The sequence below is a fragment of the Plantactinospora sp. WMMB782 genome (assembly GCF_049179135.1).
Taxonomy (GTDB): Bacteria; Actinomycetota; Actinomycetes; order Mycobacteriales; family Micromonosporaceae; genus Plantactinospora.
The window spans coordinates 5988071-6004306 of sequence record NZ_JBMHMC010000007.1 but is presented as its reverse complement, the minus strand read 5'-3'; the positions used below and the strand labels follow the sequence as shown (position 1 = coordinate 6004306).

Below are 16236 nucleotides of genomic sequence, written 5' to 3'. Positions count from 1 at the left end.
TCAGCGGTAGTCGCAGACCCCGGTGGGGAAGATCTGTTCGAGGCGGCGCCGCTCGGCGTCGGTCGGGCGCCACGAGCCGTAGAGTCCCCGGGCGATCGCCGTCCGGACCGGCTGTCGGGCACAGGCGTAGACGCCGCCCCCGATCGGTCCGCCGGCGACGGTCCGGGAGGTGCCGTAGAGCGGGAACCGCCGGGTGCAGGCGCCGGCCGGCCGGTTGTCGAGGATGCCGTCCCAGACGTGCTCGCCCCGGGCGATCTCGGTGCCGGCGGTGCTGAAGCAGCGGTCCACGGCCAGCGGCGGCCTGTTGCCGGCGACACCCTTCCACGGGCGGGCGCGGAGGTTGGCCATCCAGTCGTCGATCACCGCGAGCGCCTCGGGTGTCTGGTCGAACGCCTGCGCCGGCCGCGCGTCGGTGAACCAGATGACCTGGTTGCCGGCGTCCCGGTCGTGGTCGCGCATCCGCTGCCGGGACGCGAACGACTGGTGCGCGTTGTGCATGTCCAGTTGCTCTTCGAGGTAGTGCCGCCAGTCCACGATCGGGATGTCGATGTCGCCGGTGAAGACGATTCCGGCGGCGTACGCGGCCCGGATCGCTCGCCGGTCACCCGTGGTACGCGGCGCGGGTGTCCGCCCGCCGTCCGGGGAGAGTCGCATGTTCCGGGACGACCAGGGGTCGAACTGCGCCGGGTCGGCACAGGCCGCCTGGGTGAACGGACAGCCCTCCTGCACCATTTCCGGCTGCGGCTGCCACGAGCCGACCCGGGCGTTCAGGTCGAGGAACTCGGCCGGGGTGATCCGGCCCGAGGTCAGCGCCGACAGCCCGTACTGCACGCCGACGTTGTCCCAGGTGGACCGGGCGTACCCGGCCGGGCCGGTGCCGTAGACGTTGACCAGGTCGCCCCAGTGTGACCACTGCACCGTCTCCGCCACGCCCGGCGGGTCCATCTGCGCCCAGAGCGGGTCGCCGGGGAACCAGCGCGGGTTCAGCGCCAGCGGGGTCAGGCCACGCCAGCCCTCGACGCACTCGGTGGAGCCGGGCGCACCGCCGAGGTACGGGTTCGGCACCGTCGCGCTGGCGTTCATGCCGATCAGCCAGGTCCGGTTCTCCCAGTCCCGCCACTTCGGGTTCGCCCGGTCGGTGACGTCCATGTAGTACTCCAGCAACTCGCAGTCGCCGACGTGGATCGTCTGGGTGGCCATGTCCGGGTACGAGTACTGCGGAATCGCCGCGTCGATCACCCGGTTGCCGTGGTTCTGACCGTAGACGTACTGCTGGATGCCGCCGCCGGAGCCGCCGACCCCGACGGTGTAGAGCGGGACGCCGTACTCCTCGACGAAGTGCTCCTTGAGCATCAGCGCGGTCTCGCCGCCGAGGACCAGGTTGTAGTGGGTGGCGGTCCGGGTGCCGGTGGAGTAGAGCACGGCGTAGCCGAGCGAGAGCGCCTCGTGGTAGAGGTGGCCGCCGGGCAGCCGCCCCTGGTCGTGGCCGATCGCCACCCCGCCGTCGAAGCGGTAGACGGCCCGCCGGTTCCAGTGCCCCTCCATGACGGCGACGGAGTAGACGAAGCGGTTGAGGGTGCCGCGTTCCCGGCGTACCACGTAGTCGACGGTCCGGCCGTCCAGGGTGCGGGTGGTGGTCAGGTCGGCCGGGCGGGTGCCGTCGGCGGGCATCGGCTTGAAGCTGCCGTCGGCGGCCCGGTAGAGCCGGTCGGTGACGGTCGGGGCGGCACAGTCCCGGCTCCAGCCGACGACCGCGCCGTCCGGGCCGGGCACCCGCATCCCCTGCCCGTCCTGGTTGTCCACCAGGGGGGCGCCGAGGCCGTTCTGCTGGGTACGGCAGAGGAACGGGTACTGCCGCGGCCCGGAGAAGATCGGGCCCGAGCCGTGGTCGCGGACGACGAGGGTCGCGGCGCGGGCCCGGCGGGCGCTCGCCCGGAGCAGGTTGTTCCCGGTCCGGAGCCCGTCGACCACACCCCGCAGCGACCGGCCGTCGACCCGGAACGCCCGGGTGACGTCGGTGCCGTCGCGGGTGACCCGGACCGAGCGCGGGTCGATCCGGCCGGTAAGCGTCACCCGGATCAGCGCGTCCCCGCCGCTGACCTGGTCGGGCCGGCTGGAGAGCACCTCGATGCCGAGCCGCTGCCCGGTCGCGCCAGGCCCGGCCGCCGCCGGTGCCGCCGTGCCGAGGACGAGCACGACGCTCAGGGCGAGACCTGTGGTAGGCGTACGGCGGGCGAGGAACCTGGGCAGAGACATCGGTCGCTCCGTCTTCTCCCGCACCAGCCCCGGCCGGTGCCGAGCATCGACGATGTCACGAGGATCACTCGCTTGTCGAGGTCGGAACGCGGTACGGCTCCGGGTCGGGACGCGGCACGGCTCCAGGTCGGATGGCGGTGCGATCGCAGTCGTTAGACATTCCATTGACGGTCGTCACGGATTCTTCTACATTTGCAGTGACTACCATCGATTTATTGAGGTGCTTGTGATGAGGAGAGCAGGTCACAGACGTCGCCCGACGATCCTGGTGCTGACCGGCGCCGCGGCCGCCATGGGCGCGATGCTGGTGGCGACCGCGCTGCCGTCCGGCGCGGCCCCGTCGTCGGACGCACGGACAACCGCCTCGGGGGCCGGCGTCGGCGTCCTGGCCGCGAGCGCGGGATGCGGTAAGGCGCCGACACTGGGCAACGGCACACACTCGATCCAGAGCGGTGGGAAGACCCGCACCTTCGTGCTGAGGCGTCCCGACAACTACGACAACAACCGCCCCTACCGGCTGGTCTTCGGCTTCCACTGGCTCAACGGCAACGCCAACTCGGTGGTCAGCGGGAACTACTACGGGCTGCTGCCGCTGTCGAACAACAGCACGATCTTCGTCGCGCCCGAGGGCCTCAACGCCGGCTGGGCCAACTCCGGCGGTGAGGACGTCACCTTCACCGACAACATGATCCAGACGATAAGCAACGCTCTCTGCGTCGACACCGAGCAGCTGTTCTCGCTGGGGTTCAGCTACGGCGGCGGCATGAGCTACGCGCTGGCCTGTGCCCGGCCGAACGTCTTCCGGGCGGTCGCCATCTACTCCGGTGGGGTGATCAGCGGCTGCAACGGTGGCAACCAGCCCATCGCCTACCTGCAGGCGCACGGCCTCGGTGACAACGTACTCGGCATCTCCGGTGCGCGGTCGATGCGCGACAGGTTCGTCGCGAACAACGGCTGCACCCCGGCGAGCCCGCCCGAGCCGGCCCAGGGCAGTGGCAGGCACACCGAGTTCCACTACTCGGGTTGCTCGGCCGGACACCCGGTCGTCTGGTACGCCTTCGACGGCGGCCACACCCCCACCCCGCAGGACTCCGGCACCAACACGTACTGGCTCCCGCAGGAGACGTGGACCTTCTTCACACAGTTCCAGAGCAACCCGACGCCCGGTCCGACCAACCCGACGCCGGGCCCCACCACGCCGACACCGGGACCGACGACGCCGGGACCGACCACACCGCCGCCGTCCTCCGGCGCGTGCCGGGTCACCAGCACCGTCAACGCGTGGAACACCGGCCTGACCGAGAGCATCACCATCACCAACACCGGTACGAGCGCGGTCAACGGCTGGTCCCTGGTCTTCACCCTGCCGGGCGGCCAGAGCATCACCTCGGGCTGGAACGCCAGCTACTCGCCGTCCTCCGGGCAGGTGACGGCGAGGAACGTCTCCTACAACGCCGCCATCGCACCGAACGCCTCGGTGAGCATCGGATTCCAGGCCACCCACACCGGTAACACCGCCAGGCCGAGTTCGTTCACCCTGAACGGCGCAGCCTGCACCCTCGCCTGATTCCGGCGAGCGGCTGGGGTGGAGTCGAGCCGGGCTCCACCCCAGCCGGAATCCGGGACGGCCGGACATCACGCCTACGGGCGGGGCACGTCGTAGAGCAGGTGTGTCACCCGGTCGCCCTGGACGACCCGGACGGGATTGTCGAGCCGGACCGCGTCCCCGGCGCCCATCGCGCCGAAGAAGGGCCGCCCTGATCCGAACACCACGGGAACGACGTTCATCACGACCTGGTCGACCAGACCGAGCCGGAGCGCCTGGCCGCCGACCTGGCCGGCGGCGAGGTCGACGATCCGGTCCTCGCCGGCGAACGCCCGGGCCCGCTCGATCGCCGACTCGACCCCGTCGGTCACGAAGGTGAACGGGGCGGTCCCGGCATGCCTCCAGCTTGTCGGCGGCTCGTGCGTGACGACGAAGACGTGCTCCCCCGCGGCCGGTACCCCGCCCCAGCCGTCGGTGATGTCGAAGAGCCGGCGGCCGATCACCACACAGCCGATGCGCGGGTAGACGGCCCTGACGAACTCCGACGAGGGGCGGGTGCTGCGCAGCGGATGCTCCTCCGGCTCGCCGCTCCAGGTCCACTCCACGTCGCCGTTGCTCGCCCACTCGAACAGCGGGCCGACGTCGTCGCTCTCGTCGGCGATGAAACCGTCGACCGACACGGCGGCACAACCCATGATCACCTTGCTCATAGCAGCTCCTCGGGTCGGAAGGTGCCGATTCTGCGGCAGGTGCCGGCACGGACGCTTGTAGGAAATCAAGCGGCCGGCCCGGGACTTCAGCCGGCCGGCAGCGGCCCGACGTCGAGAGCGTTACCGGGATGCTCGACGAGGAACCGCCGCCGCAGCGCGAGGTAGGCCGTCGGGGTACATCCGGTGAAGGTCCGGAAGTCCTTGACGAAGTGCGACTGGTCGAAGTAGCCGGCACGGCACGCCAGCGCCCCCCAGTCGACCGTCGCGGCGGCGTCGAGGCTGCGCACCACCCTGGCGAACCGGTAGGTGCGGGCGAGCCGCTTCGGAGTGATGCCGACGATCCGCTTGAACCGGTCGGCGAGGTGGGTGCTGCTCACGCCGGCGTCGGCGCAGAGCGGGCCGATCGACACCGCGCCCGACGCGGCGGCGATCCTTCCGCTCACCTGCCGCACCAGTTCCAGGCCCGGCACGTCCACGAAACGGCGCCGCAGTTCCGCCTCGAGCAGCCCGAGCATCCGCTCCGGGGTGGCCGCCGCGTCGAGCCGGTCGCGCAGTTCGTCGCCGTACCGTCCCCACACCTGCTGCACGGTCAGTTGCAGGTCGCAGACCTCCGCGCCCGGTATCCCGACGAACGGCGCCCAACCCCACGGCTTGAAGTGCACACCGACCGAACGGGTGACCGGCGGGTAACCGAACTCGAAGTGCCGGGTGCCCGTGGTCAGTAGGCACCCGTCGGCGAACTCCGCCGGCCGGGTTCCTGACGTGTCGATCACGAAGCGGTCTCCGAGGTTGAGGATCAGGACCGCCGAGGGCATCGGCGGAAGCTTCAACCGTGGATACGGCGCGGGTCCCTCCAGGTAGTAGAAGTCGTCGACCAGCTGGTCCAGCGGCGGTCGCGGCACCCGGGACAGGTATTCCATCCGGAACAGTATTCCCGCTGCCGGCCCGTGACGGTCAGCACTGCTCGACCCTGTCGGCGCCTCGCGTACGACCCGGCTGCCGCTGGCGACCCGCCGACGGCGCGGTGACGGTGCACGGCGGCAGTGCGCGGCGGCGGTCGTCGGGGAAGATGGTCCCATGACCGCAGACGCACCAGCCGTTTCCAACCCGCTCCAGCCGGTCGACGAGAGCTGGCAGCGGGCGCTCGCCATCGTCGCCCACCCCGACGACCTGGAGTTCGGCGCCGCCGCGGCCGTCGCCCGGTGGACCCGGCAGGGCAAGGAGATCACCTACGTGCTGCTCACCAGCGGCGAGGCCGGGATCGACGGGATGGAGCCGGCCCTGGCCGGGCCGGCCCGCGAGGAGGAGCAGCGCGCGTCGGCGGCGATCGTCGGCGTCTCCCAGGTCGACTTCCTCGGCCTGCCCGACGGCATCCTGGAGTACGGTGTCGCGCTGCGCCGCGAACTCAGCCAGGTGATCCGGAAGTACCAGCCGGAGATCGTGATCACCAACAACTTCCGGGACAGTTGGGACGCGGAGGGCAACGCGCTGAACATGTCCGACCACATCGTCACCGGCCGGGCCACCCTCGACGCCGCCCGGGACGCCGGCAACCGCTGGGTGTTCCGCGAGCAACTCGACGCCGGGCTGGAGAGGTGGGGCGGCGTACGGGAGGTGTGGGCGGCCGGTTCCCCGCTGGCGAGGCACGGCGTCGACACCACCGACACGTTCGACCTCGGCGTCCGGTCGCTCGAAGCACACGCCGCCTACCTCCGGGGCCTCGGCGCCGGAGACTTCGATCCCGAGGAGTTCCTCGACGGCTTCTCCCGGCAGACCGGCAGCCGCCTGGGTGTCCGACACGCCGCCGGATTCGAGGTGTTCCGCCTCAGCCTCTACTGACGCCCTCCCACTGGAGCGGGTGACCACCGACGCCTGGCGACGACAGACCGGGCCGGGAGCCGCCTGGCGACGACAGACCGGGCCGGGGACGACAGACCGGCCGGGGCCCCGCCTGGCGACGACAGGCGGGGCCGGGTGACACCTGGCGACGACGGACGCCGGAACGGCCGCCGGCTGGTCCGGTTCACCGCGTGCCGGTCGTTTCCACCAGCAGGTCGGCGAGGGCGGAGGCGACCGTCGGATGCGCGCTCAGCAGCGACGCCGCCCCGCCCGTCGGTGACCCGGCCGCCGGCGCCCCGAGTGGTTGCCAGCCGGCGTCGCAGCCGAGCAGTTCGGCGACCGCGTCACAGCCGCCCGGATACTCCCGCAGCAACCCGACCACCGGCCCCGACGACACCGGCGCGGCGCCCGCCCCGACGCCCGGTGCCGCCGGGGACGCCTCGGCCGACCACGGCGGGGTCCAACTGTCCAGCGCGGCCAGGCCGGCCGGGAACGTCCGGCCCGCCTCCCGGACCAGCAACGGGACCAGATCCGGCGCCTGCGCACGCAGCGTCGAGATCAGCTTCGGCAGCCAGGGCAGCAGCACCGGGTCCGGCAGGCGGGCGAACGCCTCCGAGATCACCTCCACCACGAACGGCGCCAGCGACGGCACCGCCTCCAGAGCCTGCACGAAACCACTCAGATACTGCGGAAACGCCGACACGACGAGCGGGTTCGTCAACAGCTCGGCACAGCGTGCCCGCAACTGTGCCAGGGTGAGCAGTGCCAGGTGCGACTGGGCGGCCCAGAGCAGCGCCACCTTCGCCGGGGCCTCCGGGTGCGACTGCCGCACCGCCAGCTCCAGTTGGGCACGGTCGCAGCCGAGGGAGAGCGCGAGACTCTCCATCGAGAAGAGGAAGCCGAGCATCGCGGCGACCTGCCGTACGCCGGTCTCCTCCTCGACGAACGCCGTCGGCAGCAGGGTGCAGTAGTGCGCGTACCCGGTGGTTACGAAGGAGCCGCACCAGGCCGGCAGCTCCGGCTCGCTGTTCCGGTAGTGCGTCAGCAGCCGGCGGATCCGGCGCAGCACCTCGGGTGCGTCGTCCACGGTGCGCTCGGCGGAGAGCAGTTCGACCGCCCGCCCGCCCAGTTCGTCGACGAACCGCCGGCTGGGCAGGAACCTGACGGCATCCTCCACCGCCGCGAGCGCGACCGCGGCGGTGGCGTCCGGCGCCCAGACGGCCCGGCGCAGCCGCTTCTCCAGCACCTGCTCGACGGTGATGCCCTGGTAGCCCAACTCGATCACCGCACGCTGGTGCCGACCCAGGCCGAGATCCCAGCTCTCCTGGATGGAGCGCTCGCCGAGCCGCCGCTCCCCCATGATCGGCCGGACGATGCCGTCCGGCAGCAGCCGGTGCAGCACCCAGAGCAGGTCCGAGCAGGGCACCAGCTCCGGCTGGGCGGTCAGGTCCAGCAGGGCCCGCTGGACGGTACGCGCGTCCAGGGCGAGCCCCAGCGGCGCGAGCCGGTCGAAGACGTCCCGGGCCAGCGGCGGCAGGGCGTCGTAGCCGACCTGGCCGATCCGGTCACCGCCGAGCAGGATGTCGCAGAGCCGCCGTACGTCCCGGCGACCGGGTACGACGTCCTTCTCGATGCAGGTGACGGCCGCGTCGGCGAAGTCGTACGGGGTGGGCCGGGCCCGGTTGCGGATGCCGGCCAGCAGGATCGAGGTCTCGAAGACCGCGATCGCGTCGGCGGTGCTGGCCAGGTAGCCGTTGCGCCGGGCCAACCGCACGATGTCGACGCACCAGCCGAGCAGCTCCGCCTCGTCGACCTCGTCCAGCACCGGCGGCCGGGACAGGAACCCGGTGAGCCGGTCGGCGGTCGGCGTCGGTGCCGCCACCGGGGCCGGCTGCTTCTTCGGCCTGCCCTGCCTGCGGCCCCCGGCCGCCTCCCCGGTCAACCGGTACGGCCGGACACCGCCTCTGCCGACCGCCTTCGCCCAGCCGGCCCGGGCGATCGACACCGAGCCGGGAGCGAGGTCGAACTGCCGCTCGATCGCCGAGTGGCTGGACGGGATGAGCCCGTAGAGCCAGCGGGTGCCGGTGCGCGGACTGATCTCCCAGTCGGGCGTGCCGGGGGCGGTGCCGAACTCGGCGACCGGGCTGGCGGCGTGGAAGGCACCGCAGACGTAGAGGCAGCGGGACCTGTCGATGCCGGAGGCGGCCAGGTGCTGCCGCATCCGGGTCCACATGTAGCGCTCCCGGTCGGAATCCCGGTCGCCGTCGTCGGCTCCGGCCGGCGGGCGCAACCGCCGGAACAGGCTGCCGACCAGCACCATGACCTGCCGGTACGTGTCGTAGTCGGCGTCGGCCAGCGGCTGCTCGACGTACTGGTCCCACCACTCCGACCAGTGCCGCACCCTGCCGTGGTGCAGCAGGTGGGCGCGGAGTTCGGCGAACCGGGGGCGCAGGTCGCCGATGCCGATCCCGACCGCCTCGCCGTGCAGCGCCGCCTCCTCCACCGGCTGCGTTCCGGCGTCGTCCGGGGAGTCGTCGGTGCCGCCGGAGGACGGCCCGGCGTCGGGGTCGGACGCCTCGGTCGTCTGCCACTGGAAGACGTGGTCCGCCGAGCGGTCCACCAGAACCAGTTCGACGCCGGGGGTCTCCAGCGCGTACGCGATGGCCTGGTATTCCGCCGACGCCTCGCTGATCGGGGCGACGATGTTCAACGGTGCCCAGGCCGGCGGAAACCCGTCGAGGTCGGAGGCGAACGCCTGCAACGCCACCGGCAGCCGGCAGTTGCGCAGCTCCTCCAGCAGCGGGCGCAGGTCCTCGCACAGCTCCAGGTAGATGACGGTGGGCTGCTTCTCCCGCAGCCTGCGCGCCATCGCCAGCGCGGAGGCGGGCGAGTGGTGGCAGACCGGGAAGATCTCCAACTCCTCCCCCAGCGCCCGGTCGACGTCGTCGACGATCCCGCCGAGGATGTCGGCCAGCGCGTCCGGCCCGCCGGCGAACGCGCTCGCCGCCGACCGCAGCTGCTCGCGCAGTGGGGCGAAGGTGCCCGCCGAACGCTGGACGGTCTCGGCTCCGGCACTCATGACAGCGTGGCGATCGCCTCACGACCGCCCTCGAGGAACTCCGGCCACGATCCGCCGTCGGACTTGCTGCGCGGCTCGACCACGCCGTGCAGGTATTTGTTGAGGATCGCCAGGTCCTCGGGCGCGCGCCGGGCCAGCGAGCCGACGAGCGAACCGGCCAGCGTGCCGGCCCGCAGGGTGCGGTCGCCGAAGAAGTGGCTGTGCAGGATCGCGTCCTCCAGCACACCGATCTGTTCGGCGGTGGAGAGCGCCGACTCCAGCTTCTCGTCGTCGCTGCCGGCCGAGGCCGCCGCCGCCCGCAGGTCGGCGAAGCTCTGCAACAGGATGTCGAGCAGCGTCGGCGGCACGTCCAGCTCGATCCGGTGCCGGCGCAGCAGTTCGGTGGTGCGGAACCGGACGATCTCCGCCTCGCTGCGCTTGTTCGTCACCACCGGGATGCGGACGAAGTTGAACCGCCGCTTGAGTGCCGAGGAGAGGTCGTTCACGCCCCGGTCCCGGCTGTTGGCGGTCGCGATGATCGAGAATCCGGGCTGGGCGAAGACGATGTTGTCGTCGTCCAGCTCCGGGATGGAGACGTACTTCTCGGAGAGGATCGAGATCAGCGCGTCCTGTACGTCGCTCGTCGCCCGGGTCAGCTCCTCGAACCTGCCGACCATCCCCTGCTCCATGGCGGTCATGATCGGCGACGGGATCATCGAGTCCCGGGACTGGCCCCGGGCGATCACCATCGAGACGTTCCAGGAGTACTTGATGTGGTCCTCGGTGGTGCCGGCGGTGCCCTGCACCACGAGCGTCGAGTTGCGGCAGATCGCGGCGGCGAGCAGCTCGGCGAGCCAGCTCTTGCCGGTGCCGGGGTCCCCGATCAGCAGCAGGCCCCGGTCCGAGGCCAGGGTCACGATGCTGCGCTCGACGAAACTCCGGTCGCCGAACCACTTCTGCGGGATCTCCCGGTCCAGTCCGTCGGCCCGCTCGGAGCCCAGCACGAAGATCCGGACCATCCGCGGGCTGAGCCGCCAGGAGAACGGCCTGGGGCCGTCGTCGACCGATTCCAGCCAGTCGAGTTCCTCGGCGTACTTCACCTCGGCGGGGGCACGCAACATGTCGGTCATTCGGTGGGTCTCCTAGCTGAGGAAGTTCTTGAGTTCGAAGACGAGCTTGCGGATGTGACCGGAGAGGACCGGGGTGCCGAGGTCCTTGAACCGCTGCCGGAACCACGGGTTGACGCTCTGCTGGCCGCCGCTGCCGACCGAGCCGACCGGGATCACGCGTACTCCGCTGCGATGCGCCGTCGCCAGGCCCTCGAAGACGCCCTGGGGATTCGACTCGTAGTAGTCGGAGATCCAGACGACGACGGTGTTACGCGGTTCGGCGATCTTCGGCCGGACCAGGGTGAGCGCCGCCGTGCCGTCCGTACCGCCGCCGAGCCTGGTGCGCAGCAGCACCTCGAACGGGTCGTGCACCCACGGTGTCAGGTCCAGCGCCCGGGTGTCGTACGCCACCAGGTGCACGTCGACCTTGGGCAGCCCGGCGAAGATCGAGGCCAGGATGGTGCAGTTCACCATCGCGTCCACCATGGACCCGGACTGGTCGACCACCACGATCAGCCGGGCCGGGGTGGTCCGCCGGGCGGTCTGCCGGTAGTAGAGCCGGTCGACGTAGAGCCGCTGGTCCTCCGGACTCCAGTTGGTGAGGTTCTTCCAGATGGTCCGTTCCAGGTCGAGGTTGCGGAAGACCCGCTTCGGCGGCACCGACCGGTCGATGGTGCCCACGCTCGCCTGCTGCACCTGGGTACGCAGCACCTCGGCGACCTCGTCGACGAACCGCCGGATCAGTGCCTTGGCGTTGGCCAGCGCCACCCCGGAGAGGTTGTGCTTGTCCCGCAGCAGTTGCTCGATCAGCGACATGCTCGGGGTCAACTGGCGGGCCAGCGCGCTGTTGCCGAGCACCTCGCGCAACTGCATCCGGCGGACCAGGTCCCCCTCCAACCCGGCCAGTACGCCGGCCAGCTCACCGGTGCCGACGTCGAACCCGTCGCCGGGCCGGGTCCCCACCCCGGGCCCGCCGCCGGCACCGGGCTGGCCGCAGGCACCGGGCTGGCCCTGCCCCGGCACCCCGGACCCGCGGCCGGCACCGGCCCGGCCGTGCCGCAACTGCCCCGGCGCCAGCCCGAGCGCCTGCTCGAACCAGCCGGCGTCGGACTGCCAGCGGGCCAACTGGCCGGCGGTGACATTGCCCGAGCCGGTCGCGAAGACGTTCAGCAGCAGCTTCGAGACCAGGGCCGCCCGGCGTACCTCGGCGGCACCGACCCGCTGCACCGCCGCGCCGGGCTGCTCGCCGCCGCCCGGCAGCGCGTCGTCGGACGGCGGTGCCATCAGGTCCCGCAACTCGTCGGCGAGTTCGGGGAAGCGCTGTACGACGGTGTCCACCGAGACCGTCGGATCGAGCAGGGCTGCCGGCAGGCCGAGGTCGTCGACGACCGCCACGCTCGCCGACTCCAGCGCCGGCTGCTCGTCGGGATCGAAGAGGCGGGCCAGCAGGCGCCAGTAGAGCACCTGTCGGCGGTTCTCGGCGGCCCGGAGCGCCTCGTCCGACTGTCCACTTCGCTCGTTCATCGGCGCAGCAACCGTCCCGCCCGCTCCCGCAGCACCCCCACCGCGTCACCGGACCTGGCCTCCGCCTTGACCACCTTGGGATCGGTGGGGCCCAGCGCCCAGTCGCCGGTGTGCGCCTCCGCCGCCGCACGCTTCACGGTGTAGCGCACGGCGAGCGGCTGCAACCGCCAGCGGCCGGCGTCCCAGCGGAGCAGGCCGAGACAGGCCGTCGACCTCGCCACCAGCTGCGGGGTCAGCGGTGTGCAGCCGGGCAGCCGGGACACGTCGACCGGCAGGGACTGCCCGTCGAGTTCCAGGGTCAGCCCGCCGTCCTCGGCGGTGGCCGTCGAGTAGTCCTCGACGAGGACCGGCTCGGCGATGCGTACCGGATGGCGGTCCAGGGGCGGGACGGCCGGCGCGACCGCCTCGGGCAGCCGGAGCCGGGCGGTGGCGAACGGATCGGCCGGCTCGCCCGGCCGGGCCTGCTCGTCCCGCCAGCGCAGGTCGCCGCCGGGCAGCAGCGGAAGGTCGGTGATCTCCACGGCCTGCCGCCGGGCGAGCGCGCCGAGCAGCACCGGGTGACCGGCCAGCAGCTGCCAGACCGCCGGGCCGACGATCGTCTCCACCTTCGCCGCCGAGACGCTGGCCCGGACCAGCCGGGGCGGAGCACCGCCGGCCGGTTCGAACACGGCGTGCACCTGCAGCTGGACCGCCGTGCCGTGCTCGTGCACGTCGGCACCGAGCGGCAACAGCCGTCCGGAGACGGTCTCGGCAGCCGGTCCGGCCGGCCAGCCGCCGGGCTGGGCGAGCAGCAGGGCGCGGCTCCACAGGTCGGCCCAACGCCGGGCCGGGAGCCGGTCCATCGTCGCCACCGGCGCACAGCCGCGCAGCTCGGCCGCCAGGCCGTCGAGGAGTACCGCCAGCCGGCGCAGCGACGGGACGGCCAACGCCGCGTCGAGGGTCTGCGCGGAGGCGGCCACGAGGTCGTGGTCGACACCGCGCCAGCCCGCGATGGCCAGCTCGCGCAGCCAGGACCGGCAACCGGCCAGCACGTTCTCCGGAGCCGGCGGCCCGGGATCGGCCGGTCCGGAATCGGCTGCGGGGTCGGCCGGTGCGGGCGCCGGCCAGTCCGCCCGGGAGCGGCCGAACGCGGCGTCCAGCCGGGCCAGCAGCGCGTCGTGCACGGCACCGAGCAGCGCGGCCCGGCCGCCGGCCAGCGCGGTCAGGTGCTCGTCGGCGAGCGAACCGGCGACCATCTTCTCCACGGCCTCGCGCACCCGGTCGGCCAGCGGTGTCACCGCGAGGGCGTCGGCCAGCGCGGTAAGCGCCGCCCGGGGCTGCTCGCCCAGCCGGGCGAAGCCGTGGATGAAACCGTCGTCGAAGCCGCCGACCAGGTCGAGCGCCTCGTCGATCCCGGGCCCGGCCGCGCCGAGCCCGGCCAGTTGGGTGGGAAGCATCAGGCGGCCGTCCCCGTCGCCGGAAACCAGTGCAGCTCGGGCAGTGGCTCGGTGCTGCCCGGCAGTTCGAGGTAGCCCAGGTGGCGCAGGAAGCGGCTGAAGACCACCGCCGCCGGGGTCGGCTCGGGGCCGCCGGTCAGCCGGGCCGCCAGGTCGGCACCGGCGGAGGCGCCGTCGGCCACGTCGATCCGCAGGTAGCGGGCGACCCGTTCGACGCCGTACTGCACGGTGGCCTCGTCCAGCAGGGCGTGCAGGTGCTTGCAGGGCGCACCGCGCAGCCCGCCGCACGGGCGGTTGTTGTTGGTACTGCAGTGGTAGGCGTGGCTGCCGGCGGCGATCGACGAGACGTAGACCCGTTCGACGTCCGAACCGCTCGACACCACACCCTGCAACCGCCCGTCCGCCAACTCGACGAACGGGACCTTCGCCAACCTGCGGGGCCGCACCGCCGGCAGCACCCGGGCGGCGCTGCGCCGCTCCCATTCGACCTCGACCGTTCCCACGACCCCCGCCCTTCCCGACCGGTTGTTCCGCGAAGTCTTCTCGACCGATGCTTCGGGAAGCCCCTCGACCGACGTTCCGAGCCGCCTTCCCGACCGCTACCACTGCGCGGAGGAAGCCTTCTCGACCGCTACCGCCACGCCGAGCGAGCCTTCTCGACCCGGTGCTTCGAGAGGCTCTCTCGTTGATGCCCCGAGAAGATAGACGGGCGCGGCGACATTTTCCGCACCGGGCGGCGAGGCGGGGACGGACGTCGAGGTCAGCCGCTGGCAGACCGGGAAGGGCGCCCCGGCGTGGCGACGGCGTCGGGGCGGGACGGTAGGCGTACCGTCCCGCCCCGACGGGTGGTTCAGTCGGCGCTGCGGGCCATCGCGCGTACCCCGACGGCCAGGCCGACGGCGGCGGTGACCAGCGCCGCGACCCAGCCCCAGAGCACGGCGCCGGCGCCGAGGTCACCGGCGAAGAGCGCGCGCTCCGCCTCGACCAGATGGGCCAGCGGGTTGACCTGGGCTGCCGCCCGCATCCAGCCCGGACCGGTCTCCAGCGGGAGCAGGATCCCGGAGAGCAGCATCAGCGGGAAGATGAGGGTCTGCTGCACCGCCCAGAACATCCAGTCCTGCCTGCGTACGGCGATCGCGAGTGCGTAACTCAGCGCGCCGAGCCCGACCCCGAAGACCGCGAGCAGCGCCAGCCCGACCAGCGCGCCGACCGGATAGAGCCGGAAGCCGAACGGGATCATCACCGCGACGATGATCGCCGCCTGCCCGGCCAGCGGCACCATCTCCTTCAGCGCGCGGCCGACCAGCAGCGAGGGCCGGGACAGCGGGGTGACCAGCATCCGCTCGTGCGCACCGCTCTGGAACTCGAACAGCAGGTTCGACCCGGTGGTCGAGGTGCCGAACAGGGCGATCATCACCAGGATCGCCGGCACGAACCACTGCCAGACGCCACCGGGGCCGAGGGTGCTGCCGGCCTGTCCGCCGAGCGAGCCGGCCAGCAGCGGCCCGAACAGGCCCAGGAAGACCAGCGGCTGCACCATGCCGAAGACGACCGAGAACGGGTCGTGCCGTAACGGACGCAGCTCGCGGGCCAGCACGATGCCGGTGTCCCGGAGCAGGCCGAGCGGGCCGGAACGGCGGCCGTGGGTGCCGGCCGGTGCCGGGTGCGGTGCGGAAGCGGTGGCGCCGATGGTGGTCACGGGACGTCCTTCCGGGTCTGCGGGTCCTGCGGGCTGCCCTGCGCGGTCGGTTCCTCGTGCCCGGCCTCGCGCAGGCTGCGGCCGGTGAGGCTGAGGAAGACGTCGTCCAACGTGGGCTGGTGCACCTGGGCGGTGCCGACCCGTACCCCGGCCTCGACCGCGGCCCGGAGCAGTTCGGGCAGCGCCGCCGGCCCGTCGGCGACGTGCGCCTCGACCCGGGAGCCGGTGCGGGTCACCTCCCGGGCGCCGGGCAGCCGGTCGACGAGCCGGGCCAGCGACCGGGCGTCCGGCTCGTCGGCGGTGAGCACGATCCGGTCCCCGGCGAGTTTCGCCTTCAGTGCCGCCGCCGAGTCGTCGGCGATGACCTCACCGTGATCGACGATCACGACCCGCTCCGCCATCGAGTCCGCCTCGTCCAGGTAGTGCGTGCTGAGTACCACCGTCATGGCGGCCTCCGCGCGCATCCGCAGGATGTGCTCCCAGAGGTTCGCCCGGTTCTGCGGGTCCAGGCCGGTGGAGGGCTCGTCGAGGAAGAGCAGGGACGGCGCGTGCACCAGACCCATCGCCACGTCCAGCCGGCGGCGCTGGCCGCCGGAGAGCGCCGAGACCTTCCGGCCGGCCAGTTCGGTGAGGTCCAGGGCGGCCAGCAGCTCGTCGGCCCGCCGCCGGGCGGCGCGGCGGTCCAGGCCGTAGATCGCACCCTGGGTACGCAGCTCGTCGTGGACGCGCTGGGTGTGTCCGGCCCCGTTGCCCTGGCCGACGTACCCGATGTGCCGGCGGACCTGGCCGGGTTCCCGGACCACGTCGTGCCCGGCGACGGTGGCGGTGCCGGAGGTCGGCGCGATGAGCGTGGTGAGCATCCGCATCGTGGTCGTCTTGCCGGCACCGTTCGGGCCGAGCAATGCGACCAGTTCGCCGGGCTCGATCCGCAGGCTGATGCCCCGGACGGCATGCACGGTCTGGGTGCGGCTCACCACGAAATCCCGGGTGAGCGAGCGGGCGTCGATCATTCGGTGCTCCCCGGTCGGAGGGTCGGTCGTCTCATGCCGGGAACGCTAG

General features: G+C 72.4%; 12 protein-coding genes. 2 read left to right on the top strand and 10 right to left on the bottom strand.

The genetic code is table 11. From position 1 onward, the window contains the following. Positions 1–2256: a DUF6351 family protein gene (locus ACN28A_RS28800; protein ID WP_421400305.1), complete on the bottom strand. Its 2256-nt coding sequence runs from the start codon at positions 2254–2256 to the stop codon at positions 1–3. A gap of 229 nt (positions 2257–2485) precedes the next feature. On the opposite strand from ACN28A_RS28800, the gene ACN28A_RS28795 reads away from it, so the two are divergent. Beyond that, positions 2486–3823, top strand: a complete 1338-nt coding sequence (locus ACN28A_RS28795; RefSeq protein WP_421400303.1) for a cellulose binding domain-containing protein — start codon at positions 2486–2488, stop codon at positions 3821–3823. 74 nt (positions 3824–3897) lie between these two features. On the opposite strand, the gene ACN28A_RS28790 is transcribed toward ACN28A_RS28795, so the two are convergent. Together ACN28A_RS28790 and ACN28A_RS28785 are read right to left on the bottom strand one after the other, a co-directional pair. Continuing rightward, complete coding sequence (locus ACN28A_RS28790) at positions 3898–4512, bottom strand: dihydrofolate reductase family protein (protein ID WP_421400301.1); 615 nt, start codon at positions 4510–4512, stop codon at positions 3898–3900. A gap of 86 nt (positions 4513–4598) precedes the next feature. Then, on the bottom strand, positions 4599–5432 hold the full coding sequence (locus ACN28A_RS28785) for a helix-turn-helix domain-containing protein (RefSeq protein WP_421400298.1): 834 nt from the start codon (positions 5430–5432) through the stop codon (positions 4599–4601). 157 nt (positions 5433–5589) lie between these two features. Here ACN28A_RS28785 and ACN28A_RS28780 point away from each other — a divergent pair, with 157 nt between their 5' ends. Beyond that, on the top strand, positions 5590–6351 hold the full coding sequence (locus ACN28A_RS28780) for a PIG-L deacetylase family protein (protein WP_421400296.1): 762 nt from the start codon (positions 5590–5592) through the stop codon (positions 6349–6351). Positions 6352–6535: 184 nt separating this feature from the next. On the opposite strand, the gene ACN28A_RS28775 is transcribed toward ACN28A_RS28780, so the two are convergent. The 7 genes from ACN28A_RS28775 to ACN28A_RS28745 form a co-directional block, all read right to left on the bottom strand. Next, complete coding sequence (locus ACN28A_RS28775; RefSeq protein WP_421400294.1) at positions 6536–9430, bottom strand: DUF5682 family protein; 2895 nt, start codon at positions 9428–9430, stop codon at positions 6536–6538. Continuing rightward, entirely contained in the window at positions 9427–10539 is a 1113-nt protein-coding gene (locus ACN28A_RS28770) for an ATP-binding protein (RefSeq protein ID WP_421400292.1), read from the bottom strand. The genes ACN28A_RS28775 and ACN28A_RS28770 overlap by 4 nt, the downstream gene beginning before the upstream one ends. Before the next feature lie 12 nt (positions 10540–10551). Then, on the bottom strand, positions 10552–12042 hold the full coding sequence (locus ACN28A_RS28765) for a VWA domain-containing protein (RefSeq protein ID WP_421400290.1): 1491 nt from the start codon (positions 12040–12042) through the stop codon (positions 10552–10554). Further along, positions 12039–13478, bottom strand: coding sequence for a hypothetical protein (locus ACN28A_RS28760; RefSeq protein ID WP_421400288.1), 1440 nt, complete (start codon positions 13476–13478; stop codon positions 12039–12041). The genes ACN28A_RS28765 and ACN28A_RS28760 overlap by 4 nt, the downstream gene beginning before the upstream one ends. Then, positions 13478–13981 (bottom strand): hypothetical protein, encoded by a 504-nt coding sequence (locus ACN28A_RS28755; RefSeq protein WP_421400286.1) that lies wholly within the window; start codon positions 13979–13981, stop codon positions 13478–13480. Before ACN28A_RS28755 ends, ACN28A_RS28760 begins: the two co-directional genes overlap by 1 nt. A gap of 347 nt (positions 13982–14328) precedes the next feature. Further along, positions 14329–15177 (bottom strand): ABC transporter permease, encoded by an 849-nt coding sequence (locus tag ACN28A_RS28750; protein WP_421400284.1) that lies wholly within the window; start codon positions 15175–15177, stop codon positions 14329–14331. Continuing rightward, a complete protein-coding gene (locus ACN28A_RS28745) occupies positions 15174–16187 on the bottom strand; it encodes an ATP-binding cassette domain-containing protein (RefSeq protein ID WP_421400282.1) in 1014 nt (337 codons plus the stop codon). The genes ACN28A_RS28750 and ACN28A_RS28745 overlap by 4 nt, the downstream gene beginning before the upstream one ends. Positions 16188–16236 lie beyond the last annotated feature (49 nt).